General features: G+C 70.0%; 23 protein-coding genes and 1 tRNA gene. 16 read left to right on the top strand and 8 right to left on the bottom strand.

Annotated features, from left to right (window positions below; all coding sequences use genetic code 11):
- Positions 1–41: 41 nt before the first annotated feature.
- From PARJ55_RS0100865 to PARJ55_RS23785, 3 genes are read right to left on the bottom strand one after another with little or no spacing between them, the layout of a single operon-like run.
- Entirely contained in the window at positions 42–728 is a 687-nt protein-coding gene (locus tag PARJ55_RS0100865; protein WP_028711260.1) for a M48 family metallopeptidase, read from the bottom strand.
- A gap of 27 nt (positions 729–755) precedes the next feature.
- The gene (locus tag PARJ55_RS0100860; protein WP_028711259.1) at positions 756–1937 is read right to left on the bottom strand and encodes a VWA domain-containing protein; all 1182 of its coding nucleotides are present in this window, start codon (positions 1935–1937) and stop codon (positions 756–758) included.
- Positions 1937–2113 carry a hypothetical protein gene (locus tag PARJ55_RS23785; RefSeq protein WP_156929398.1) on the bottom strand — a complete coding sequence of 59 codons (177 nt, stop codon included), beginning with the start codon at positions 2111–2113 and terminating at the stop codon, positions 1937–1939. The genes PARJ55_RS0100860 and PARJ55_RS23785 overlap by 1 nt, the downstream gene beginning before the upstream one ends.
- A 107-nt stretch (positions 2114–2220) precedes the next feature.
- Here PARJ55_RS23785 and PARJ55_RS0100850 point away from each other — a divergent pair, with 107 nt between their 5' ends.
- Both PARJ55_RS0100850 and PARJ55_RS0100845 read left to right on the top strand, forming a co-directional pair.
- On the top strand, positions 2221–3345 hold the full coding sequence (locus PARJ55_RS0100850; RefSeq protein ID WP_028711258.1) for a Ppx/GppA phosphatase family protein: 1125 nt from the start codon (positions 2221–2223) through the stop codon (positions 3343–3345).
- Between the two features lies 1 nt (position 3346).
- A complete protein-coding gene (locus PARJ55_RS0100845; RefSeq protein ID WP_028711257.1) occupies positions 3347–4117 on the top strand; it encodes an RlmE family RNA methyltransferase in 771 nt (256 codons plus the stop codon).
- Positions 4118–4565: 448 nt separating this feature from the next.
- On the opposite strand, the gene PARJ55_RS0100835 is transcribed toward PARJ55_RS0100845, so the two are convergent.
- A complete protein-coding gene (locus tag PARJ55_RS0100835; RefSeq protein WP_028711256.1) occupies positions 4566–5648 on the bottom strand; it encodes an AraC family transcriptional regulator in 1083 nt (360 codons plus the stop codon).
- Between the two features lie 117 nt (positions 5649–5765).
- Positions 5766–6650, bottom strand: coding sequence for a tRNA (adenosine(37)-N6)-dimethylallyltransferase MiaA (gene miaA / locus PARJ55_RS0100830; RefSeq protein WP_028711255.1), 885 nt, complete (start codon positions 6648–6650; stop codon positions 5766–5768).
- Between the two features lie 86 nt (positions 6651–6736).
- Between miaA and pyrH the strand changes: the two genes are divergently transcribed.
- The 8 genes from pyrH (at position 6737) to PARJ55_RS21310 (ending at position 15411) form a co-directional block, all read left to right on the top strand.
- Positions 6737–7471, top strand: coding sequence for a UMP kinase (gene pyrH, locus PARJ55_RS0100825; RefSeq protein ID WP_028711254.1), 735 nt, complete (start codon positions 6737–6739; stop codon positions 7469–7471).
- Positions 7472–7551: 80 nt separating this feature from the next.
- Positions 7552–8115 (top strand): ribosome recycling factor, encoded by a 564-nt coding sequence (gene frr, locus PARJ55_RS0100820; RefSeq protein ID WP_024844454.1) that lies wholly within the window; start codon positions 7552–7554, stop codon positions 8113–8115.
- Between the two features lie 4 nt (positions 8116–8119).
- The gene (uppS, locus tag PARJ55_RS0100815) at positions 8120–8854 is read left to right on the top strand and encodes a polyprenyl diphosphate synthase (RefSeq protein WP_028711253.1); all 735 of its coding nucleotides are present in this window, start codon (positions 8120–8122) and stop codon (positions 8852–8854) included.
- Positions 8851–9705 (top strand): phosphatidate cytidylyltransferase, encoded by an 855-nt coding sequence (locus tag PARJ55_RS0100810; protein WP_051416110.1) that lies wholly within the window; start codon positions 8851–8853, stop codon positions 9703–9705. Before uppS ends, PARJ55_RS0100810 begins: the two co-directional genes overlap by 4 nt.
- A gap of 4 nt (positions 9706–9709) precedes the next feature.
- A complete protein-coding gene (gene dxr / locus PARJ55_RS0100805) occupies positions 9710–10882 on the top strand; it encodes a 1-deoxy-D-xylulose-5-phosphate reductoisomerase (RefSeq protein ID WP_028711251.1) in 1173 nt (390 codons plus the stop codon).
- Entirely contained in the window at positions 10879–12204 is a 1326-nt protein-coding gene (rseP, locus tag PARJ55_RS0100800; RefSeq protein WP_028711250.1) for an RIP metalloprotease RseP, read from the top strand. Before dxr ends, rseP begins: the two co-directional genes overlap by 4 nt.
- 103 nt (positions 12205–12307) lie before the next feature.
- Complete coding sequence (gene bamA, locus PARJ55_RS0100795) at positions 12308–14644, top strand: outer membrane protein assembly factor BamA (protein ID WP_028711249.1); 2337 nt, start codon at positions 12308–12310, stop codon at positions 14642–14644.
- Complete coding sequence (locus tag PARJ55_RS21310; RefSeq protein WP_051416109.1) at positions 14644–15411, top strand: OmpH family outer membrane protein; 768 nt, start codon at positions 14644–14646, stop codon at positions 15409–15411. The genes bamA and PARJ55_RS21310 overlap by 1 nt, the downstream gene beginning before the upstream one ends.
- 126 nt (positions 15412–15537) lie before the next feature.
- Here PARJ55_RS21310 and PARJ55_RS0100785 read toward each other — a convergent pair whose 3' ends face one another.
- Both PARJ55_RS0100785 and PARJ55_RS0100780 read right to left on the bottom strand, forming a co-directional pair.
- Complete coding sequence (locus PARJ55_RS0100785; RefSeq protein WP_028711248.1) at positions 15538–16485, bottom strand: nucleoside hydrolase; 948 nt, start codon at positions 16483–16485, stop codon at positions 15538–15540.
- Between the two features lie 67 nt (positions 16486–16552).
- Positions 16553–19009, bottom strand: coding sequence for a penicillin acylase family protein (locus tag PARJ55_RS0100780; RefSeq protein WP_028711247.1), 2457 nt, complete (start codon positions 19007–19009; stop codon positions 16553–16555).
- 129 nt (positions 19010–19138) lie between these two features.
- On the opposite strand from PARJ55_RS0100780, the gene PARJ55_RS0100775 reads away from it, so the two are divergent.
- From PARJ55_RS0100775 to PARJ55_RS0100750, 6 genes are all read left to right on the top strand, one after another.
- Entirely contained in the window at positions 19139–20005 is an 867-nt protein-coding gene (locus PARJ55_RS0100775; RefSeq protein WP_028711246.1) for an NAD(P)-dependent oxidoreductase, read from the top strand.
- Between the two features lie 48 nt (positions 20006–20053).
- Positions 20054–20129 (top strand) — tRNA-Val (locus PARJ55_RS0100770).
- An 18-nt stretch (positions 20130–20147) separates the two neighbouring features.
- A complete protein-coding gene (locus tag PARJ55_RS0100765; RefSeq protein ID WP_028711245.1) occupies positions 20148–21209 on the top strand; it encodes a CaiB/BaiF CoA-transferase family protein in 1062 nt (353 codons plus the stop codon).
- Positions 21210–21397: 188 nt separating this feature from the next.
- Positions 21398–21820 carry a 50S ribosomal protein L21 gene (rplU, locus tag PARJ55_RS0100760; RefSeq protein WP_028711244.1) on the top strand — a complete coding sequence of 141 codons (423 nt, stop codon included), beginning with the start codon at positions 21398–21400 and terminating at the stop codon, positions 21818–21820.
- Between the two features lie 19 nt (positions 21821–21839).
- A complete protein-coding gene (gene rpmA / locus PARJ55_RS0100755) occupies positions 21840–22112 on the top strand; it encodes a 50S ribosomal protein L27 (protein WP_028711243.1) in 273 nt (90 codons plus the stop codon).
- Positions 22113–22221: 109 nt separating this feature from the next.
- A complete protein-coding gene (locus PARJ55_RS0100750) occupies positions 22222–22767 on the top strand; it encodes a GNAT family N-acetyltransferase (RefSeq protein WP_028711242.1) in 546 nt (181 codons plus the stop codon).
- Between the two features lie 784 nt (positions 22768–23551).
- Here the strand turns inward: PARJ55_RS0100750 and PARJ55_RS0100745 are convergent.
- A complete protein-coding gene (locus tag PARJ55_RS0100745) occupies positions 23552–24058 on the bottom strand; it encodes a hypothetical protein (RefSeq protein ID WP_036697447.1) in 507 nt (168 codons plus the stop codon).
- Between the last annotated feature and the right edge of the window lie 13 nt (positions 24059–24071).

Here is a 24071-nt window from a genome sequence, read left to right as displayed (position 1 = left end):
GCTTGCGCAGGCAGAATAGCCCATCCGCGCAGGCCCGCAAGTCAGGCCGCACCCCAGCGCGCCTCGAGCTTCTCGATGGCGGCGATGCGCGCCTCGGCCGGGGGGTGCGAGAGCAGCCAGGCCGGCGCGCCCGCCCGGCCCCCGCCCGCCAGCCGGTCGAGCTTGCGAAACAGGCTTTTCTGCGGCGCGGTGCCCAGCCCGGCCTTGACCATCAGCGCGCTGGCGAAGGCGTCGGCCTCGAACTCGTCCTGGCGCGACAGCCGGGCGGCGATGGCGCTGGCGGCGATATTGGCGATCCAGACGCCGATGCCGGGCAGGAAGCGGCCCAGCACGCCCGCCAGCACCATGCGCACCACGTTTTGGCCGGCGAAATCCACCATGCGGCGCCTGGTATGGCCGTGCGCGACGTGGCCCAGCTCATGCGCGATGACCGAGGCCAGCTCGGCCTCGGTCACCTCGCCGCGGTCCAGCCGGTCGAGGAAGCCGCGGGTCAGGAAGATGCGGCCGTCGGGTGCGGCCAGCCCGTTCACATGCCCGACCTCGTAGACATGGGCCCGCACTTCGGGCAGGTCCATGGCCCGGCCCAGCCGCTCCAGCATCGGCAGCAGCCGGGGATGGCGCAGCGGTGTGGACTTGGCGTTCAGCTCGGCCTTCAGCCGCCATGCGGAAAAGAACCACATCGCGGCGGCATAAAGCAGGATCAGCAGGATCGGCGTAAGCTTCAGCATGCCGCCAATATGGGGGGTGCGGCGGGATCAGCCAAGGAGGCGCATGGCCTGGGTCAGCCCCTCAAGCGTCAGGGGCTGCATGCGGTCCTCGAAGATCTCGCGGATCATGGCGATGGACCGGGTATGGCCCCAATGCGCGCGCGGCACCGGGTTCAGCCAGACATGGTCGGGCCAGGTCTCGCGCAGGCGGCGCAGCCAGGTCTCGCCCGATTCGGGGTTCCAGTGCTCGTTGGCGCCGCCGGGGATGGCGATCTCATAGGGCGACATCGAGGCGTCGCCGACGAAGATCGCCTTGTAGTCGCGGCCGAAGCGGTTGATGACCTCCCATGTGGGCGTGGTCTCGGTCCAGCGGCGGCGGTTGTCCTTCCACAGTGCTTCATAGACGCAGTTGTGGAAATAGAAATGCTCCAGGTGCTTGAACTCGGCGCGGGCGGCCGAGAACAGCTCGTCCACCAGCCGGGAATGGTCGTCCATGCTGCCGCCGGCGTCGAGGAACAGCAGCACCTTCACGGCATTGTGTCGCTCGGGCCGGGTCTGCACGTCGATATAGCCGTGCTCGGCGCTGGCGCGGATGGTGCCGGGCAGGTCCAGCTCCTCCAGCGCACCGTGGCGGGCCCATTGCCGCAGCCGCTTCAGCGCCACCTTGATGTTGCGGGTGCCAAGCTCGACCGAATCATCGAAATCGCGGAATTCGCGCTTGTCCCAGACCTTGACCGCGCGGCGGTGGCGGCTCTCATGCTGGCCGATCCGCACGCCCTCGGGGTTGTAGCCATAGGCGCCGAAGGGCGAGGTGCCGGCGGTGCCGATCCACTTGTTGCCGCCCTGGTGGCGGCCCTGCTGCTCGGCCAGCCGCTCGCGCAGGCGCCTCATCAGCTCCTCGAAGGAACCGGCGCCCTCGACCGCGGCGCGCTCCTCGGGCGTCAAGAGCTTCTCGGCCAGCTTTTCCAGCCATTCGCGCGGGATCGAGACCTCGTTCACCAGCGCCTCGACGGGGATCTCGTCAAGGCCCGAGAAGGCTTCGGCAAAGGCGCGGTCGAACCGGTCGATATGCGCCTCGTTCTTGACCAGGGTGGCGCGGGCGAGGTGATAGAAGCCCTCGGGCGTCCAGTCCGACAGCCCGGCCTGCAGCCCCGCGAGCAGGTCCAGGTATTCCCGCAGGCTGGCCGGCACCCCATGGCGGCGCAGACTGTCGAGGAAGGGCCGGAACATCAGCCCATCCGGCTGAGGAATATGGTGAGGAATATCCCCAGCACGGTCAGCGCCAGGGCATGGGCGGCGGCATATTGCAGCTTGTCGGCGCGGCTGCCGCCGGCTTTCGCGGCGCGCATCCAGCCGATCGCTGCGCCAAGGATGAATGCGGCGATCACGATCATGGGGCAGGGCATAGCCCGCCCCCGCGCCCCTGTCGAGGGGCAGGCCCCTGAACGCCCCCCTTGAAGGCGTGGCGGGCGCAGGTTACTTTCGGACCAACTTGTTATCGGAGGGCGTGACCATGGCGCCCAGGCGTCCTGCGGGTGCGGACGCGTTCCCGAGAAAAACGGTCGAGCCTTTCGCCACCCGCCCGGCCGAGGACGGGCCGCTCTATGCGGCCTTGGATCTTGGCACGAACAGCTGCCGGATGCTGATTGCCCGCCCCGCGGGCAGCCAGTTCCAGGTGGTCGACAGTTTCTCGAAGCCGGTCCAGCTGGGCCACGGCCTCGAGGCATCAGGCAGGCTGTCGCGTCCCTCGATGGCGCGGACGGTGCATGCCCTGCAGGTGTGCCGGCGCAAGCTCGAGGCGCACAAGGTCACGCGCATGCGCCTGGTCGCGACCGAGGCTTGCCGGCGGGCGCGCAACAGCCGCGACTTCCTGCGCATGATCCGGCGCGAGACCGGGCTGCCGGTCGAGATCATCGACGCCGAGGAGGAGGCGCGGCTGGCGGTGATCTCCTGCGCGCCGCTGGTCAGCCAGCGCACCGAGCAATTGCTGGTCGTCGATATCGGCGGCGGCTCGACCGAGCTGGTCTGGATCGACCTGGAGGATGTCGAGCCCAAGGAACGCTCGCGCGCCATCATGCGGCTGGGCGACGGCTTTCGCGATCCCCTGCCGGGCGGGGCGCGGGTGGTGGATTGGATCAGCGTGCCGCTGGGCGTCGCCACGTTGCGCGACCAGTTCGAGGATGTCGAGGACGATCAGGGCCGCTTTGCGCTGATGTCCTGGCATTTCGAGGAGATGCTGGCGGATTTCACGCCCTATTCCCTGGCCCAGACCATGGAGGAAGGCTTCCAGATCATCGGCACCTCGGGCACGGTGACGACGGTGGCGGCCAGCCATCTGGGCCTGCGCCGCTATGACCGGACCAAGGTGGACGGGCTGACCATGACCTCGGCGCAGATCGACCGGGTGATCCGCGACTACCTGGCGCTTGGACCCGAGGGGCGGCGCGCCGATCCCCGCATCGGGCGCGAGCGCCACGCGCTGATCATGTCGGGCGCCGCGATCCTGCAGACGCTGATGCGGGTCTGGCCGACGACGCGGCTGTCGGTCGCCGATCGCGGCCTGCGCGAGGGGCTGCTTTATGCGCAGATGGTCAAGGACGGGGTGTTGGCCCCGGATGGCATGAACGGGGTGGCATGAGATGAGCGACGACAAGAAGCCGGGTTCGGGACGCAAGAGCTCGGGCCGCGGCCAGCGCGACCTGCGGGTGCGGGTGAAATCGGCCAAGGGGCGCAAGCTGTCGAGCACGCTCTGGCTGGAGCGGCAGCTGAACGATCCCTATGTCGCGAGGGCGAAGCGCGAGGGCTATCGCGGCCGCGCTGCCTACAAGATCCTGGAGCTGGACGACAAGTATCGCTTCCTGGTGCCGGGCGCGCGGGTGGTCGATCTGGGCTGCGCGCCGGGCGGCTGGTGCCAGGTGGCGGTGGCGCGCGTCAACGCGCTTGGCGAGAAGCCCGGCAAGAAGGTCGGTCGGGTGCTGGGCGTGGACCTGCAGGAGGTCGATCCCATCGCCGGGGCCGAGATCCATCAGCTGGACTTCCTGTCGGACGGCGCGGACGAGCAGGTCAAGGCCTGGCTGGGCGGGCGCGCCGACGTGGTGATGTCGGATATGGCCGCGGCCTCGTCCGGGCACAAGGGCACCGACCACCTGCGCATCGTGGCGCTGGTCGAGGCGGCGGCGCAGCTGGCCTTCGACGTGCTGGAGCCGGGCGGCACCTTCGTCGCCAAGGTGCTGGCGGGCGGGGCCGAGACCGAGATGCAGGCCATGCTCAAGCGCAATTTCCGCAAGGTGGCGAATGTGAAACCGCCGGCCAGCCGCTCGGATTCCTCGGAGAAATTCGTGGTGGCGCAAGGGTTCCGGGGCCGGGGGGACGAGGCGGCCCCAGAGGGCGGGCCGGCTGATCCGGACTGAGGCGGCTGTGCTGCGCCGGGAGATTCGTGGAGGCGCAGGGTTCGAACACGGCGGTGCCGGATATGGCGGCGCCCAAGGCAACAGGCCGGGGATCCGGTCTGCGTGTCCGGCGCGGACCGAAGCGGCCCCGCAACGGATCGAAGCGGCAGGCCATCCCCCGCGGCCGGGGGCGGGCTTGTCCGTTCCGCGCCGGCAAGCCAGGCAGCCGACAATCGTGGCACTGGCAGGGTTCATGAAGGCGGGGAAAGGCCGGGCTGGACAAGCCGGTTCGCCTGACTCCACCGCTCCGGCTTCGGCAGGTTGTGCGGCTTGCGGCGCGGCTTCGGGTGCGACAAGCTCTCTGGCCCATGGGCCCCGTGCCGCGTTCCGTGCTGCACGCCGGCGGGCGACCGTGATGGCGCAGCGGCCCCGCGATGGCGGGGAGGCGGTTCCGAACCTTTCGGCCCGATCAGCCGGGATCGCCGGGCGGGTCGCCAGGGGCTTCCCGCATCAGCGCGCGATAGGCTTCGGGCGTGCGGCCGGTCGCGGCCTGGAAGGCGCGCATGAAATGGCCAAGCCCGGCATAGCCCAGCTCCTCGGCGATCTCGGGGATCGGCTTTGCGCTGGCGCGCAGCGCCTCGGTCGCCGCTTGCAGCCGCAGGTCGTAGAGCAGGTCCAGCGCACCGCGCCCCCGGCTCTGGCGGCAGGCGCGGTCCAGATGCGCCTGCGTGCAGCCCAGCCGCCCGGCCATTTCCGCGATGGTCTGGCTGCGGTCGAGCTCTTGCCGGGCGAGTTGCAGGAAGCGTTCGGTCAGCGGCCGCGCCTCGGCGATGCTGTCGCCGCGCGGTTCGGGCCGGCCCGGCCGGTCCTCAAGCCGGGACAGCGCCACCGCGATCAGCCCCAGTTGGTGGCGCGTCGCCTCGTCGCCCCCGGGATGGCGCGCCGCTCCCTCGGCCAGGGCGAGGATGGCGGGGTCCAGAATCCCGGCATCCTCGGGCGCGGGCAGGCCGCAGCGAAAGCCCCGGGGCAGCGGCTGGTCGCGGAACCAGTCGGGCGGGATCAGCAGCGCCTGGCCCGCGACATCCGGCGGCGGCTTCAGCGAAAAGGCGGTGCCGGCGGGAATGAAGGCCAGGCGCCCGGCGGTGACGGGGCGGTTGTGGCGCGGAAACTGCACCGTGACCATGCCCGAGCCGGGCCGGATCAGCACATGATCGCCGCGGACGCGCGGGGCGGGCGGGGCGGTCCGGCTGCGCGTGGCGCCGCCCCAATGGAAGCCGGAAAGCGGAATCAGCCGCAAGCCGTCGCCGGGCCGGCCCCGGGGCAGGGCGCGCGGAGCAGGCCGGTCCGGCGCGGCCTCGGTCGTGCCGGCGACGGTCGGGGCCAGGACCGAGGGCCTTTGCGCCTGCGCCGCCGCCGGCTGCGATTCGCGCTGCAACCGGGGGTCGTGCTCGGCCGGTTCCATGATCCCCGGCGCGGTGATGCCGGCCGCCAGCAGCCGGGCCGCCGCGGGATCGGAATCGGTGCTGTCGAAGGCGCGAAAGGCTTTGTTCATAAGGGCGCGGCTTTCAGCAAATCCATAAACACAACCTAGACTCCGGGCGCGGGTTCCCGAAGCGTTTACACAGCTTATGGTTGCCAAAAGTTTAATATGTCTCTTTTTCGTGACGGCTCAGCGGCCGGTCTCGATCCAGCGCCAGTCGCGCATCCGGCCGCGAAAGAAGCTGCGCTGCGCCTTGGCATATTGCCGGGTGGCGGTGATCGCCCGCTCTGCCGCCTCGTCGAGGCCGAGCGCGCCTTGCAGATGCGCCACCAGCTCGGGCGCGCCGATGGCCTTGGCCCAGAGCGCGTCGGGGTTCCAATGCGGCAGCATCGCCCGCACCTCCTCCAGCGCGCCCTGGTCGAGCATCAGGCGAAAGCGCCGGGCGATGCGCCCGGCCAGCCAGTCGCGATCGGATTGCAGCACCAGCCGATGCGCGGCGTCAGGCGCGATCAGTGGCGGCGGCGTTTCCGCCTGCCATGCGGCGATGCCGCGGCCGGTGGTCCTGAGCACCTCCCAGGCGCGCTGCACGCGCACCGGGTTCTGCAGGTCGATACGCGTTCGGGTCGGCGAATCGAGCCCGGCGATCATCTGCGCCAGCCCGTCGGGTTCGCGCAGAAGCGCGTCGGCGCGGGCGCGGATCTCGGGCGGGGTGGGCGGGATGACGGCCAGCCCGCGGGTCAGCGCGTTCAGGTATAGGCCGGTGCCGCCGACCACGATCAGCCGGCCGCGCAGCGCAGCGACCTCGGCCAGCCATTCGCCCACGGAATAAAGCCGCCCCGGCGCGACATGGCCGTAGAGCGCATGCGGCGCGCGGGCCTCGTCCTCGGCCGGCGGACGCGCGGTCAGCACCCGCCAGCAGGACCAGACCTGCAGCGCATCGGCATTGACCACGGTGCCGCCCTGCGCCTCGGCGATCTGCAGCGCCAGCGCGGATTTGCCGCTGGCGGTCGGCCCGGCGATCAGCACATGACGCGCGGGATCGAGCTCGGCCAGGATCTGGTGACGCAGGGTCATTTCGGCATCCGTCGGCGGCGGTTGAACATGGGGCCTGTTTGCGACATTTTGCGCGCCGATGAAACTCCCGCGAAAAAGGTGAACCCATGTCGGAAAGCGCGTCCAAGACCCCCGGAAGCTATTCGCGCGTCATGCTGAAGATTTCGGGCGAGGCGCTGATGGGCGACCAGGGCTACGGCCTGCATCCGCCGACCGTCGCCCGCATCGCGCAGGAGGTCAAATCCGTCCATGACATGGGCATCGAGATCTGCATGGTCATCGGCGGCGGCAACATCTTCCGCGGGCTGCAGGGCAGCGCCCAGGGCATGGAGCGGGCGACCGCCGACTACATGGGCATGCTCGCCACGGTGATGAACGCGCTGGCCATGCAGGCGGCGCTGGAGGCGCTGAAGATCCACACCCGGGTGATCTCGGCCATCCGCATGGACGAGGTCTGCGAGCCCTATATCCGCCGCCGCGCCGTCCGCCACCTGGAAAAGAAGCGCGTCTGCATCTTCGCTGCCGGCACCGGCAACCCCTATTTCACCACCGACACCGCCGCCACCCTGCGCGCCAACGAGATGAATTGCGAGGCGATCTTCAAGGGCACCAAGGTCGACGGCGTCTATGACAAGGACCCGAACAAGTTCGCGGATGCCAAGCGCTACGAGGACGTGACCTATGACGAGGTGCTGCAGAAGCATCTGGGGGTCATGGACGCTTCGGCCATCGCGCTGGCGCGCGACAACGACCTGCCGATCATCGTCTTCTCGCTGGACGAGCCGGGCGGTTTCCGGGGGATTCTGGCCGGCAGCGGCACATATACGCGCGTGCACGGGTAAAATCCCCGTATAGGCTTTGCCATGCGGGCGTGGCTCGGCTAAAAGCCCTGAAAACCACAGCACAGAGGCCATGACCGAGCATGTCCGACGAGATCGAGATCGATACCGACGACCTGGAACGCCGCATGAAGGGCGCGATGGAATCCCTGCGCCATGAATTCGCGTCGCTGCGCACCGGCCGCGCCTCGGCCAGCATGGTCGAGCCGATCATGGTCGATGCCTATGGCTCGCCCACGCCGATCAACCAGATCGGCACGGTGAACGTGCCCGAGCCGCGCATGGTCACGATCAACATCTGGGACAAGGCGCTGGTCGGCAAGGCCGAGAAGGCGATCCGCGAATCGGGCCTGGGCATCAACCCGCAGCTCAACGGCACCATCATCATGCTGCCGATCCCCGAGCTGAACGAGGAGCGCCGGCGCGAGCTGACCCGCGTCGCCGCGCAATATGCCGAACATGCCCGCGTCGCCATCCGCAACGTGCGCCGCGACGGCATGGATCAGATCAAGAAGGCCAAGTCCTCGGGCATGTCCGAAGACGACCAGAAGTTCTGGGAAACCGCGGTGCAGGAGCTGACCGACAAGATGATCGCCTCGGTCGACCAGGCGCTCGAGGCGAAGCAAGCCGAAATCATGCAGGTCTGATCGCATGGCCGAGATCGCAGCCAGCCTGGCGAAGTCCGAGGGACAGGGACAGCGGCCCCGTCACGTCGCCATCATCATGGATGGCAACGGCCGCTGGGCCAAGAACCGGGGCTGGCCGCGCCTCGTCGGCCATCGGCGCGGCGCCGAGCGCGTCAAGCAGATCGTCCGCGCCTGCCCCGATCTCGGGGTGAACTGGCTGACGGTCTATGCCTTCTCGACCGAGAACTGGAAACGCTCGACCGAGGAGGTGCTGGGCCTGATGGCCATCTTCGCCCGCTATATCGAGCGCGAGGCCGACGGGCTTTCCGCCGAGGGCGTGCGCATGCGCTTCATCGGCGGGCGCGAGCGGCTGGAGCCCAAGCTGCAGCGGCTGATGAACGGGATCGAGGCGCGCACCGCCGGCAACACCCGGCTGAACCTGACCGTGGCGATCAATTACGGCGGCCGGGACGAGCTGACCCGGGCGGCGGCGCGGCTGGCGGCCCGCATCGCCCGCGGCGAGATCGCCGAGCCGACCGAGGCCGATCTGGCCGATTGCCTGGACACCGCCGGCCATCCCGATCCCGATCTGGTGATCCGCACCTCAGGCGAGACGCGGACCTCGAATTTCCTGCCCTTCCAGGCCGCCTATTCGGAATATGAGTTCACGCCGACGCTCTGGCCGGATTTCACGCCCGACCACCTGGCCGAGATCCTGGACCGCTACGGGCTGCGCGAGCGGCGCTTCGGCGGCGCATGAGCGGCAAGGGGCCACAGCCGGGCCGGTTGCGCGGCGCCCTGCAGCGCGGGCGCGACAAATGGGCCGACCTCTGGCCGCGCGTCCTGTCGGGCGCGGTGCTGGCGGTGCTGGGGCTCTTGCTGCTGCTGTCCTCGGGGCTGTGGATCCGGCTGGGCGTCTCGGCCGTCATCGGCGTGATGATGTGGGAGCTGGCGCGGCTGACCGGCTGGCGCCACCCCGAGTTCCACAGCCCGCGCCATCCGGTGCTGATCGGCATCTTGTCGGGGCTGGTGATGCTGGCGATGCTGGTGCTGCCCGGCGACTGGCCTATGGCGCTGGCGCTGGTGCCGATGCTGGCCGGCTGGCACGGCACGCATGAGCACGAGCGGCCGGCCTATCTGCTGTTCACCCTGGCGATCCTGGGCTCGGGCTATGCGCTGGTGGTGATCCGCGAGGTGATGGGCCTGCCCACCCTGGCCTGGATCGTCGGCACCGTGGTGCTGTCCGACCTGCTGGGCTATTTCGCCGGCCGCAAGCTGGGCGGGCCGCGCTTCTGGCCGGCGATCAGCCCCAAGAAGACCTGGAGCGGCACCGTGGCCGGCTGGGCCGGGGCGCTGGCTCTGGCGCTGGCGCTGGTGCTGGCCGGGCAGGCGCCCTGGCCGGTGCTGATCCTCGGTCCGCTGATCGCGGTGGCCGGGCAGTTCGGCGACATCGCGGAAAGCTGGCTCAAGCGCCGGGTCGGGGTCAAGGACAGTTCCGAGCTGATCCCCGGCCATGGCGGCGCCATGGACCGGTTCGACGCCATGGCGGGGGCGCTGCTGGTGGCGCTGGTTCTGCTGGTCGTCAATCTCTTGCCAGTGATCGGAGGCTGAGACGATGCGCAGCATATCGGTGCTGGGCGCGACCGGGTCGGTCGGCGAAAGCGCGTTCGATCTGTTGATGCGGGCCGGCGGGCCGGAGCGATTCCGCACCATCGCCCTGACCGGCGGCGGCAATGTCGCGCGCCTGGCCCAGATGGCCCGGGCGCTGCGGGCCGGGATCGCCGTCACCGCCTGGCCGGAATGCCTGCCCGCGCTGCGCGCGGCGCTGGCCGGCAGCGGCATCGAGGCCGCGGCCGGGGCCGACGCCGTCGCCGAGGCGGCCGCCTGTCCGGCCGACTGGACGCTGTCCGCCATCGTCGGCGCGGCGGGCCTGCCGCCGGGGCTGGAGGTGCTCAAGCGCGGTGGCACGCTGGCGCTCGCCAACAAGGAAACCCTGGTCGCCGCCGGGCCGCTGGTCATGGCCCGCGCCCGCGAGACCGGCGCGCGCATCCTGCCGGTCGATTCCGAACATTCCGCGATCTTTCAGGCGCTTCAGGGCGAAGACCTCGATTCCGTCGAGCATGTGACCATCACCGCTTCGGGCGGCGCCTTCCGCGACTGGCCGCTGGAGCGGCTGGCACAGGCCACGGTGGCCGAGGCCAGCCGGCATCCGAACTGGGACATGGGCCAGCGCATCACCATCGACAGCGCCAGCATGTTCAACAAGGCGCTGGAGGTCATCGAGGCGCATGAATTCTTCGGCCTCGGCATCGACCGGCTGCGGGTGCTGGTGCATCCGCAATCGATCATCCACGCCATGGTCACGCATCGCGACGGCGGCAGCATCGCGCATCTGGGGGCGCCGGACATGCGCCACGCCATCGGCTATGCGCTGAACTGGCCGGCGCGCGCCGCCCTGCCGGTGCCGGCGCTGGATCTGGCGGCGCTCGGCAGCCTGACCTTTGCCGAGCCGGACGAGGCGCGCTGGCCGGCGCTGCGCCTGGCGCGCGAGGCGATCACCGCCGGCGGCGCCGCCGGAGCGGTGCTGAACGCCGCCAAGGAGCAGGCGCTGGACGACTTCATCGCCGGCCGCATCCGCTTTACCGACATGGCCCCGGCGGTCGAGCACGCGCTGGAACAGGCCGCGCGCGAGCCCGGCTTCGCCCGAAGCCCGCGCGATCTCGGCGAGGTGCTGCACTGGGACGGCTTCGCCCGGCGGGCGGCGGCGCAATGGCAGGGGGCGGCATGAGCCTGGCTCTGGACATGATGGGCGGTTTCCTGTGGACGGCGGCGGCCTTCATCGTGGCGCTGTCGGTCATCGTCACCGTGCACGAATACGGCCATTACATCATCGGCCGGCTCTGCGGCATCAAGGCCGAGGTGTTTTCGCTGGGCTTCGGGCCCCGGCTCGCCGCGCGGCGCGACCGGCACGGCACGGTCTGGCAGGTGGCGGCGATCCCGCTGGGCGGCTATGTGCGCTTTCTGGGCGATGCCGATGCGGCCAGCGCCGGCTCGGTGCCGGTCGAACCGGCCCGCGCGCGTCAGAGCCTGACCGGCGCGCCGCTCTGGGCGCGCTTCGCCACCGTGGCGGCGGGGCCGGCGTTCAACTTCGCCCTGTCGATCCTGGTCTTTGCCGGCATGGCGATCTGGCAGGGCCTGCCGGTCGACGAGGTCGAGGTCGGCCGCCTGCACCCGACCCCTCCGGGGGTCGAGATGCAGCTGCAGCCCGGCGACCGCATCCTGGCGCTGGACGGCCGGCCGGTCGCAAGCTGGCGCGATCTGGGCGCGGCGGCGGCCGATCTGCCCTCGCGGCCCGTCCATGACTGGACCGTGCTGCGCGACGGCGCCGAAATCACCGTGCCCGGCCCCGATCCCATGCCGCCGCTGGTCACCGGCATCGCGCCGCGCAGCCCGGCGGCCTCGGCGGGGCTGAAGCCGGGCGACGTGATCCTGGCCATTGACGGCGCGCCGGTTTCGCGCTTCGACGAGCTGCGGGCGCATGTGGCCGAGGCCGAGGGCCGGCCGGTGCTGCTGAAGGTCTGGCGCGAGGGCGAGGGCGTGGCCGATTATACCCTGGCCGCGCGCGAGCAGGACCTGCCCACGGATGAGGGCTATACCCGGCGCTGGCTGATCGGCGTGACCGGCGGCGGCACCTATTTCGAGCCGGCGACCCGTCCGGCCGGCCTGGCCGAGGCGCTGGGGATCGGCGCCGCGCGCACCTGGGACATCATCGCCTCGTCGGTCTCGGGGCTCTGGGCGATGATCAGCGGGCAGATCGGCAGCTGCAACCTCGGCGGCGCCATCTCGATCGCCGAGACCACGGGGCAGGCGGCCTCGGCGGGCGGCGGCAATTTCATCTGGTGGATCGCGGTGCTGTCGGCGGCCATCGGTTTCCTGAACCTGCTGCCGGTGCCGGTGCTGGATGGCGGGCACCTGATGTTCTATCTCTACGAGGCGGTGGCGGGCCGGCGGCCGTCGGACCGGGTGATGGACATCCTGTCGGCTCTGGGGCTGGCGGCGGTGCTGTCGCTGATGGTTCTGGGCCTCACCAACGATCTTTTCTGCCCCTGACCGGCCCTGACCTTTTGACAGTCCCGCCCGCTTCGCTGTATCCATCGGGGCAAATCCGGTGGGGCCAACCCGCCGGGCAACGCATTACTCGCGAGGGGCGGCGATGACGGACAGGAAACTCGGCAAGGGCGCACTGGCGCTGATCTCGGCGCTGGCAGTGGCCGCGCCTGTCGCAATGACGGCCGTGCCCGCCTCGGCCTATGTCTTCAGCAACGTGCGGATCGAGGGCAACCAGCGGATCGAACCCGCGACCATCCTGTCCCATCTGGACCTGCCGCGCGGCCAGGACGTTTCGGCGGGGGCGCTGAACGACGCGCTGCAGCGGCTGCAGAATTCCGGCCTGTTCGAGACGGTCGAACTGGTGCCCTCGGGCGGCACGCTGGTCGTGCGGGTGGCGGAATATCCCACCATCAACACCATCGCCTTCGAGGGCAACAAGCGGCTCAAGGACGAGAACCTGGCGGAAATCGTCAGGTCGCAGTCGCGCCGGGTCTATTCGCCCGCCCAGGCCGAGGCCGACGCCGCCGCGATCAGCCAGGTCTATGCCTCGCAGGGGCGCTTGGCCGCCCGGGTCGATCCGCGCATCATCCGCCGCGGCAGCAACCAGGTCGATCTGGTCTTCGAGATCCGCGAAGGCGACGTGACCGAGATCGAGCGCATCGGCTTCGTCGGCAACCGGGCCTTTTCCGACCGCCGGTTGCGCAACGTGCTGCAGACCAAGCAGGCGGGCATCCTGCGCACCTTCATCCGCCGCGACACCTTCGCCCCCGACCGCATCGCGCTGGACGAGAAGCTGCTGACCGATTTCTACCGCTCGCGCGGCTATGCCGATTTCCGCGTCCAGGCCGTGGCGCCCGAGCTGGCGCGTGAACGCGACGCCTTCTACATCACCTTCCAGATCCAGGAAGGCCCGCGCTATACCTTCGGCAATGTCACCACCGTCAGCGAGATTCCGGGCGTCGATGCGGCCGAGTTCGGGGCCCAGAACCGGGTCAAGCGCGGCGCCGTCTACAACCCCACCGTGATCGACACCACCATCCGCCGGATGGAGGCGCTGGCGCTGCGCAAGGGGCTGGATTTCGTCAATATCGAGCCGCGCATCACCCGCAACGAGCGCAACCAGACGCTGGACCTGACCTTCGCCCTGACCCGCGGCCAGCGCGTCTTCGTCGAGCGCATCGACATCGAGGGCAACACCACCACGCTTGACGAGGTGATCCGCCGCCAGTTCACCACGGTGGAGGGCGACCCCTTCAACCCGCGCGAGATCCGCAATTCCGCCGAGCGGCTGCGGGCGCTGGAATATTTCTCGGACGTGCAGGCCGAAAGCCGTCCCGGATCGTCGCCCGAGCAGGTCATCGTCGACGTGAACGTCGAGGAGCAGCCGACCGGCAGCCTGAGCTTCGGCATCAGCTACGGCGTGGCCAGCGGCGTGGGCTTCAACGCCGCGCTGTCGGAAAAGAACTTCCTGGGCCGCGGGCAGGAGGTGAGCCTGTCCTTCGCCACCGGCTCGGGCACGCAATCCTCGGGCCTGACCTTCATCGAGCCGTATTTCCTGGGCCGCAACCTCAAGGCGCGGGCGCAGGTCTGGTACAACACCACCGACCGGCTGAATTCGGATTACAACACCCGCACCGTGGGCGTGCTGACCGGGATGGAGTTCCCGATCTCGGAAAACGGCCGGCTCGAACTGCGCTACAAGCTCAGCAAGGACACGCTCTTCGACGTGGACCCGATCCATGTCGATCCGGAAAGCGGCCGCATCGTCGGCTCGTCGCCGATCCTCTACAACGAGCAGGGCGGTTTCTTCACCTCGGCGGTCGGCTATACCTACAGCTATGACAGCCGCATCGCCGGACTCGATCCGCTGACCAGCTATCGGCTGCGCTTCAGCCAGGATTATGCCGGCCTGGGCGGCGACGTGAAATCGGTCACCAGCACGCTTTACGCCGGCGTCGAAAGCCGGGCCTGGCGCGAAAGCGTGACCATGCTGGCCGAGTTCGAGGCGGGCGCCGTGCATATGCTGGACGACCAGAGCAGCCGGTTCATGAACCGCTTTACCGGCAACAGCAAGGTCCGCGGCTTCGAGCCGAACGGCTTCGGCCCGCGCGACCTTGAGGCGCCGAACCAGGACGCGCTTGGCGGCAACTATTTCTGGGCGCTGCGCACCGAGCTGCAGTTCCCGCTGGGCCTGCCCGAGGAATACGGCATCACCGGCGGCCTGTTCGCCGATGCCGGTTCGGTCTGGGGGCTGGACAACCGCATCGGCGCCAATGGCGTCGAGGTCGACGACGGCATGAAGATCCGCGCCGCGATCGGCGCCTCGGTCTTCTGGACCACGCCGATCGGGCCGCTGCGCTTCAACTTCGCCAAGGCCCTCAAGAAAGAGGACTATGACGAAGAGCAGGCCTTCGACCTGACCATCTCGACCCGGTTCTGATGTTCCGGCGGCGGGGCATCGCGGCGTTCCTGGCGCTGGCTGCCCTGCTGGCAGCCGGGCCCGGCGCTCTGGCCCAGCAGCAGGGCGCATCGCCGCCCCCTGCCGACTCTCCCGGCCGCTCGGTGCCGCCCATCGTCGTGGACACGCCGCCGCCCAACGGCGATGCGGTGCTGCCGGTGCTGACGCTGGACCAGGATACGCTTTACCTGCGGTCGCAATGGGGCCAGCGCGTGCAGGACGAGCTGGAGCAGCGCGGGCGCGAGATCGCGGCCGAAAACGACCGTCTGGCCGATCAGTTCTCGGCCGAGGAGCAGCAGCTGACCGCCCTGCGCCAGACCCTGCCGCCAGACGAGTTCCGCCAGCGCGCCGACGAATTCGACAAGCGCGTGGTCGAGGTCCGCCGTGCCCGCGACGCCGCCGCCCGCGAATTGCAGGCCGAGGCGGATGAGGAACGCCAGGCCTTCTTCCGTGCCGCGCTGCCGGTGCTGGCGGCGCTGATGCGCGAGCGGGGCGCGGTGGTGGTTCTGGACCAGCGCGCGATCTTCGTCGCCGCGCAAGCCATCGACGTCACCGAGCTGCTGATCGAGCGCATGGATCGCGAGGTGGGGCCGGGCCCCTTGGATGAGCCGGCCGAAAGCGAGGCGCCGGACCCCGCCACGCCCGGCGAAGCGCCTGCCGAGTCCCCGGCCGAAGCACCTGCGGAAGCGCCCGGGGAGGGTGGCCCGCAGCCGGAGGCGCCGGATACGCCCGAGGCGGCGGAGCAGTAGGCGGCGGATCTTCAGCCTCGCCGCGACGGCTGCGGCCGGAACCGACCGGCAGGCCGGGGCAATGGCGAGGCGCGGATTTTCTGCCGCATCCCGGCCCCGGGGGCGGCAGGCCCCCGGAACGCGGACCTAGCCGACGCGGCGGTCCAGCGCGCCGATGCGTTCCGTCAGCAGGGAAAAGAAGCCCTGCGGCTCGACATCGCGGATGAAGGTGGCGTTCGGGGTCCGTCCGCTGACCCGCCACCAATCGGCGACGGTCATGCCCAGCGTGTATTCGCCCTGAGTCTCGATCTCGACATTGATGTAGCGGCCCGAGAACAGCTCGGGCTGCAGGAGCCAGGCGATGGTGCAGGGGTCGTGCAGGGGGGCGCCCTCGCTGCCGTATTTCTCGCGGTCGAAACGCTCGAAGAAATCGGTCCAGTTGGCGACCGCCTGGCCGACCCGGCCCATGGCGCGCATGCCCTCGACCCAGGCGCGGCTGGTCAGGGCGCGGTGCGTCACGTCCAGCGACATCACCGTCAGCGGCGCGCCGCTGGCAAAGACCAGTTTTGCCGCCTCGGGATCGACATAGATGTTGAACTCGGCGGTGGGGGTGATGTTGCCGACCTCGAAATAGGCGCCGCCCATCAGCACGATCTCCTGCACGCGCGGGACAATGTCGGGCGCGCGCCGGAAGGCGGTGGCGATATTGGTCAGCGGGCCGATCGGCACCAGGGTGACGCTGCCCGGCTTCTCGCGGCGCAGGGTCTCGATCAGGAAGTCCACGGCATGGCCCGGGGCGAGGGGCATGGCCGGCTCGGGCAGGGTGACGCCGTCGAGCCCGGTCTTGCCGTGCACGTGCTCGGCGGTGACCAGCTTGCGGCTGAGCGGCGCGTCACAGCCGGCATGGACCGGCAGGTCCGGGCGGCCGGCCAGCTCGCAGATCATCCGGGCGTTCCGCTCGGTGTGGTGCAGCGGCACGTTGCCGGCGACCACGCTGAGGCCCAGCACCTCCAGCTCGGGGCTGGCCAGCGCCAGCAGGATGGCGACCGCGTCGTCCTGGCCCGGATCGGTGTCGATGATGATCTTGCGCGCCATGGGTTTCCCTTTGCTGCGTTTGCGGGGGCAGGGAAGCCCGGCCGGAGCCGGGATGCAAGCCCCCTGTCTAGCCGCCGGCCGGCCGCAGATGGGTGATGCCCGCAGCCGCCGCCCGCGCCAGCGCCGGGTCGAGCGACATCACCACATATTCGCCGCGCCGCCACAGCTCGGCCATGTCGTCGTAATGGCGCGAGAGCGGATGGCCGGACTGCCCGGTCGAGATGATGAAGACCGAGCTGTCGGGATCGGCCAGGTCATAGACCCCGCGATAGGCCGCGCCCGTCACGTTCAGCCAGGGATTGCGGCCATGGCCGAGGAACCCGGCCTGGGCGATGGTGGAACTGCCGCCCGAGGTCGGCTGGATCAGGTTCACGATGTAAGAGATGCCGCGCATGTCCCCCAGCGCCGGATGGACGTGCCGGGCCCGGTGCAGGTCGCCCCAGCGCCAGCTGGCGAGGTCGGGCCCGAAGCGCGCGACCAGATCCAGCAGCGCCGCGTCGAGCGCCTGCCGGGCGATCTGGGTGCAGGTCTCGACCGGGGCGGATTGCCGGATGTCGCACCAGGCCGAGGCGCCTCCGATGTCGCGGAACACCCGGTCGATGAAATCGGGATAGAGCTGGGTCAGCGCGTCGGCCAGCGGCCCGAGATCGTCGCGCACCAGCCGGTCCTGCAGCGCCCGCATCCAGGCGGCATAGATCATCGGCTCGGGCAGGTGCTCGCTCATGGCGCCGTCCCAATTGGCCAGCAGCGCCAGCGCGTCCTGGCGCAGCCGTTCGGGCGTGCCCTGGGCGGCGGGCTCGCCGGTGAACCACAGCTCGGCGCCGACCAGCGGCAGCAGGGCGCGGGCGACCGGGCTGACGATGTCGTTCTGCGCGGCGATGAAGCTGTCGCGGGAATGCACCTCGCGCGTGTCGATCAGGTGGCGCAGCCGGTTCAGCCGGTGGCCGTCGCCCCAGTCATGGCCAAGCCCGCCCGCGCCCGGCGGCGCCGCGCCGGTCGCGGCCACGATGCCGCTGTCCGGGCTGAGCCGGGTCAGCTCGGCGGGGGCGGGGCTGAGCCCCTGCCAGCGGTTCTCGGCGATCCAGCCCGGCGCGGGGAGGCGTCCCGCCGTCTGGTGGCCCGGCGGGCGATGCGGCACGGCGCCGGCCAGGACCTCGCCCACGCCTTGCGCGTCGGCCAGCGTCACCGTCAGGGCCGGGGCGATCATCTCGTGCAGCGCCCCGGCCGCCGCCTGCCGGTCCTGCGCCCGCATCAGCCCGACCAGCGCCGTCATGCTGCGGTCGTTGCCATAGCCGCCGGTCCAGGCCAGCGCCGCGACATGGCCGGCGGGCAGGATGGTGGCGATGTCCAGATGCGCGCCGGGAATGACCGGGCCGTTTTCGGTCTCGCGCAGGGTGATGGTCTGCGGCTCGGCGCCGCGGATGCGCAGGGTCTCGCGCCGGGTGGTGAATTCGGTCCAGCCGCTCGCGCCGCGATAGCGGTTCGGGTCGCCGGGCTGCACTTCCTCGATATAGAGGTCCTGGTCGTCGATCTGCGCCGGGGTGATGCCCCAGGCAAGGCCGGTGTTGCGCCCGGACAGCACGGCGGGAATGCCGGGGATGGTGCCGCCGATCACCCCGCCCGAGCGAAGCTCGATCCGCGCCAGATACCACAGGCCCGGCGCGGTCAGGGCGAATTGCGGGTCGTTGGCCAGAAGCGCGCCGCCCGCCGCCGTGCGCCCGGCCGCGGCGGCAAAGCCGTTGGCCGAGGCGCCCGCCGCCGGCGCGAGGTAGCCCGCCAGCGTCGCGGTCCAGTCCCGCGGCCCGGTGCCGCGTTCCGGCGCGGCGAATCGCGCGCCGGGGAATAATGTGGCATAGGCCGGCAGGGGCGGCTCTCCGCGCATCGCGACCAGCTCCTGCCCGCGTTCGGGGACGGCCAGAGACAGCCGCGCCCGCAGCACCTCGCGCCGCATCTGCACGCTGGACGAGGCGGCCAGCAGCTTCAGGATCGCCAGCGAATCCGCCGGTTCCCAATAGGCGATATCCTCGGGATAGAGGAAGAATTCCGGCGCGCCGCGCCCGCGCGCGCCCAAGTTGACCTGTTCGATCCAGGCATTGACGCCCTCGGCATAGGCCTGCAGCGCCTCCAGCACCTCGGGGTCCTGCGCCTGAAGCGAGGCGCGGGCATTGCGGTAAAGCCCCAGCCGCCGCGCCAGGTCGTCGGCCGAAAGCGCGCCGATGCCATAGATCTCGGCCAGCCGGCCCTGCGCGGCGCGGCGCAGGACGGTCATCTGGAACAGCCGGTCCTGCGCATGGGCAAGGCCAAGCGCGAAGAACACGTCGCGGTCGCTTTCCCCGAAGATATGCGGCACGTCCTCGGTGGTGCGCACGATCTCGACCGGGGCCGAAATGCCCTCGACCGCATAGCTGCCGTCGTAATCGGGCAGCGAGCGGATGGCGAAATACCAGGCCAGCGCCACCAGCGCGACGGTCAGAAAGATCAGCCCGACCGTCAGGCGCACAAGCCAGCGGAAAAGTGTCACCATGAAAAGGCGCGGTCCCGAGCTTGGGCGCGAGAGGTTGACCCCCGCGCCGGGTGATGAAATTCATCGGGGTGAATAGGGCAGGGCGCGTGCCGGATCAACGCGCCTTTACGAGATGAGGGAGAGAATCTGATGGCACGCGTGGCATTTCTGGGACTTGGGGTGATGGGCTTTCCCATGGCGGGGCATCTGGCCGCCGCCGGGCACGAGGTGACGGTCTGGAACCGCAGCCCCGCCAAGGCCGAGGCCTGGGCCGGGCGCCACAAGGGCCGTGTGGCGGCCACCGCCCGCGAGGCGGCCGAGGGCGCGGAATTCATCATGGCCTGCGTCGGCAATGACGACGACCTGCGCCAGGTCTGCCTGGGCGAGGCCGGCGCCTTTGCCGGCATGGGCAAGGGCGCGGTCTTCGTCGATCACACCACGGTTTCGGCGTCGGTGACGCGCGAGCTTTCGGCGCTGGCGGCTGAGGCGGGGCTAGGCTTCGTCGACGCACCGGTCTCGGGCGGGCAGGCGGGGGCCGAGAACGGCCAGCTTTCGGTGATGTGCGGCGGCACGCCGGCCGATTACGCCCAGGCCGAGCCGGTGATCGCCGCCTATGCCAAGATCTGCAGGCTCATGGGCCCTTCGGGCGCCGGGCAGCTGACCAAGATGTGCAACCAGATCGCCATTGCCGGGCTGGTGCAGGGCCTGTCGGAATCGCTGCATTTCGCCGAGAAGGCGGGGCTGTCGATTCCCGAGGTGGTCGAGGTCATCAGCCAGGGCGCCGCCGGCAGCTGGCAGATGGCGAACCGTCACCAGACCATGGCCGAGAACCGCTTCGACTTCGGCTTCGCGGTGGACTGGATGCGCAAGGACCTGGCCATCTGCCTCGCCGCCGCGGACGAGACCGGCGCCAGCCTGCCGGTGACGGCGCTGGTCGACCAGTTCTACAAGGAGGTGCAGGCCATGGGCGGCGGGCGCTGGGACACCTCGTCGCTGATCGCGAGGCTGCGCAAGTGACGCCCGCGCTTGCCAAGGGCGCGGGGATCGCGCTATCAGCCGGCTCGGGGGCGGTTAGCTCAGTTGGTAGAGCGTCTCGTTTACACCGAGAATGCCGGGGGTTCGAGTCCCTCACCGCCCACCATTCTCCCGGAGCCCGGCCATGAGCGGAACCCTGTCCAGCCTGCGCATCGTCGAGATCGCCGGCATCGGCCCCACGCCCTTTTCGGCCATGTGGCTGGCCGATCACGGCGCGCAGGTGGTCCGCATCGCCCGGCCCGGCTCGCCGCAGATCTTTCCGATGAAGCGGGACGTGCTGGATCGCGGCCGTGACTGGCTGGAGCTGGACCTGAAATCGCCGGAGGGCCGCGGGATCGCGCGCGGCCTGATCCTGCGCGCCGATGCGGTGATCGAGGGCATGCGCCCCGGCGTGATGGAGCGGCTGGGCCTCGGCCCCGGGGATTTCCCGGAAAACCCGCGGCTGGTCTATGGCCGGATGACCGGCTGGGGGCAGAGCGGCCCGCTGGCGCATTCCGCCGGCCACGACCTGACCTATCTGGCGATCACCGGCGCGCTTTCCGCCATCGGCCCGCGCGATCACCCGGTGCCGCCGCTGAACCTGGTCGGCGATTTCGCCGCCGGCTCGATGTATCTGGTCGCCGGTATGCTGGCGGCGATCCTGCGGGCGCGCGAGACCGGGCGGGGACAGGTGGTCGATGCCGCCATCACCGACGGGGTGGCGCATCTGATGGCGATGATCTCGGGGCTGCGCGTCAACGGGCTCTGGCGCGACGAGCGCCAGGCGAACCTGCTGGACGGCGGCGCGCCCTATTACAGCTGCTATCCCTGCGCCTGCGGCGGCTTCCTCGCCGTCGGCGCCATCGAGCCGCAGTTCTGGGCCGAGCTGGTCCGGCGGCTGGGGCTTTCCGAAGCCGATCTGCCCGACCGTAGCGATCCGGCGAACTGGACCGCGCTGCGCGAGATCCTGGCGGCGCGGATCGTCACACGCAGCCGCGACGACTGGGCGGCCGAGCTGGAGGGGACGGATGCCTGCGCCGCTCCGGTGCTCTCCATCGCCGAGGCGCCGAGCCATGCGCATAACCGGGCGCGCGGGGCCTATCTGGGCGATGATCCGCGCCCGGCGCCGCTTTTGTCGCGCGAGCCGGGCAGCCCGCGCGAGGGGCGGCGGCTCTCGGCGGAGGAGGCGCGAGATCTGTGGCGCTGAGCCGCCATTCCTGTTGACTTGCCCGGCCGAATCCGCGATATACCCGCGACCGGCCGGGCGCATGTCCGTTGCCGGCATCATATTTTGAATCTCACCCGGGAATGGGTGCGCTGTCCGAAGGCGGGGCCTGCCCCCATCAACATCCGCGATGCGGGGCCGAAGGACGCGGCAGAGCAAGGAAAGACGGAATGTTCGCAGTTCTCAAGACGGGCGGCAAGCAGTACCGGGTTCAGGCCGGCGACGTGCTGCGCGTCGAAAAGCTGAACGCCGAAGCCGGCGACAAGGTCCAGTTCAACGACGTGCTGATGATCGGCGCCACCGTGGGCGCGCCGCTGGTCGCGGGTGCGGCCGTGCAGGCCGAGGTCATCGACACCATCAAGGCCGACAAGGTCATCACCTATGTCAAGCGCCGCCGGAAGCATTCCTCGCAGCGCACCCGCGGCCATCGCCAGCAGCTGACGCTGGTCCGCATCACCGACCTGCTTGAAAAGGGCGGCGACAAGACCGATGTGAAACCTGCCGTCGGCGCCCGCACCAAGCTCGCGGCGGCCGAACAACCGGCGAAAGCCAAGAAGTCGAAAGCCGAAGCCTCGGCCGAAGACGCCAACTGAGGCAGAAGGAGACTGAGCCATGGCACATAAGAAAGCAGGCGGTTCGTCCCGCAACGGCCGCGATTCGGCCGGTCGTCGTCTCGGCGTGAAACTCTATGGCGGCCAGCAGGCCGTCGCCGGCAACATCATCGTGCGTCAGCGCGGCACCACCTGGTGGCCGGGCCAGAACGTCGGCATGGGCCGCGACCATACGCTGTTCGCGCTGACGGACGGCCAGGTGACCTTCAAGAAGGGCCTCAAGGGCCGCACCTTCATTTCCGTGCTTCCCGCCAATGTCGAGGCCGCCGAGTAAGCCGATTTTAACACTCGGGTGCTAAAAGGGGATCGGCCGTAGCCGGTCCCCTTCGCGTTTTCGGAATCCGCACCCATATCATTGCGAGTAATTGGGGGAGAATAGAGACATGAACGAATTGATTGCCTCGGATGCGCGGCAGATCGAGATCGTGACCGAGCGTTTCGTCCTGCGCCCGCTTCGGGCGTCGGATGCGGGGCTCATCGCGCATTACACTGCCGATCGACGCGTGGCCGAGGGAACCCGTTCGATCCCGCACCCCTTGCCGCCCGGCGCGGCCGAAGCCTATGTCCGCCGCGCCATGTCGGCCGACCGGGACGAGGATGTCTGGGCCATCGACGGTTCGGCCAACAAGCTGGCCGAGCTGCTGGGCGTGGTCTCGCTGACCCGGATCGACAAGGAACAGTCCGAACTGGGCTTCTGGATCGGCGCGGGGTTCTGGAACACCGGCTTCGCGACCGAAGCGGTCTCGGCCCTGGTCGAGGCGAACCCGCACCGCTCGCGCACCCTGTTCGCCGAGGCGTTCCAGGACAATCCCGGCTCGGCCCGGGTGCTCACCAATTGCGGCTTCGAATATCTCGGCGATGCCGAAAGCTGGTCGGTGGCACGCGATGCGCGGGTACCGACCTGGACCTATCTGCGCAAGATGTCCTGACCGCCAAGCCCGCGTGGCGCGCGCAGAAGCCTGCCCGCGCCGCGAAGGCCGGGTCGGGCAATTGCCCCGGCCTTGCGAGCAGGGCCGGGGCGCGTGCGGCTGTCCGCACGGGCTTTCCGGCCCGGATATCGGGGAGCGGGCCGCCTTGGGGCTGGCCGCTGCCGAAGGGGCATCCCCTTATCCAGGACGATCCGAAGTCCGGTGATTGTTCTCTCGCCCTTCGGCATCTGAAGAGCGCGGATCCCCAGCGGAGCTTTCTTCCACCCTTCCGTCGCAGCAGCGCGTCTCAAGACAGCCTCTGCCCTCGCGCCCGCAAGGCCCCGAAGCGCACCGACCGGAGGAGGCTGTCCCGCAATCGCTATAACCCTCCTCTGCGGTGCCCCCCTGCCGGCGCCATTGCCCCGAGCAACTGCGCGTGCCGGCCTCCGCCGCAGCAGCGCGAAACGAGCAATCCTGCATCACCCAGGGGCGTCCGGCCGTTTCACCCCAGCCCGCCCGCTGTCCCCGGGGAAGGCCAGGTATCAAGACCGGCAGGGCCTGCCGGCATCCGCCTTGTCCCTCGCCGCACCCGAAATCGGGCCCGCCATCTGGCCTGACCCGGACGGTCCGTCAAGGCTTCGATCAGACCGGCTCGGCCCCGCCGGAAGCCCGCCGTCCCAAGCTGCGGCGCAGTTGGGCCCCCACCCGGGCTTTCTCTGGTTCATAAATACCCATGTCGCGACCGCGCCGCAAAACCCGCGGCTGCCGGTGTTTCCGGCTCCGCAGCCCGCCCCGCCTGTGACCCTCAGCGCCGCAGGCTTACGGAATTGCTCGCGCCCGAGATCACCACCTCGCGCAGATCCGGCAGGACGGCATTCGGAATGACCAGCGCCACCGTTGCCGCATCGGCAAGCGGATTGGCCGGGTTGGCCGCGGCGAAGGTGTCGGGTTGCGGCGGCTTGCCGACCAGGCGCAGGCGCAGCACGCCGTTCTCGTCCGGGCGGATGCGTCCCTTGGGCATGGGAACCTCGGTCACCAGCGCCAGGTCCCACCAGCCCTTGCTGGCGGCCAGCCCGGTCACGACCAGCATCCGCCCCTCGTAGAGCGGCTCCCACCTCGCTCCGGTGACATGGGCCAGCGGCACGCGGCCGTCATTCACCGTGGTCGGATAGCCACCCTCGGGCTCCAGCGTCTGCGTCTGCGGCGCGCTGCCGAACCAGCGCATCGGGTTCCAGCTGCTGTCTCCCATGCGGCCGCAGCCCGCCAGCACCAGCGCCGCACAGGCAAGAATGCCCAAGGTTCCTGACCGCATGAAGCCTGCCCCC

The organism is Paracoccus sp. J55 (assembly GCF_000513975.1).
Lineage (GTDB): Bacteria > Pseudomonadota > Alphaproteobacteria > Rhodobacterales > Rhodobacteraceae > Paracoccus.
Note: the sequence above shows the minus strand (reverse complement) of the source record. Positions and strands in the feature narration are given on the sequence as shown.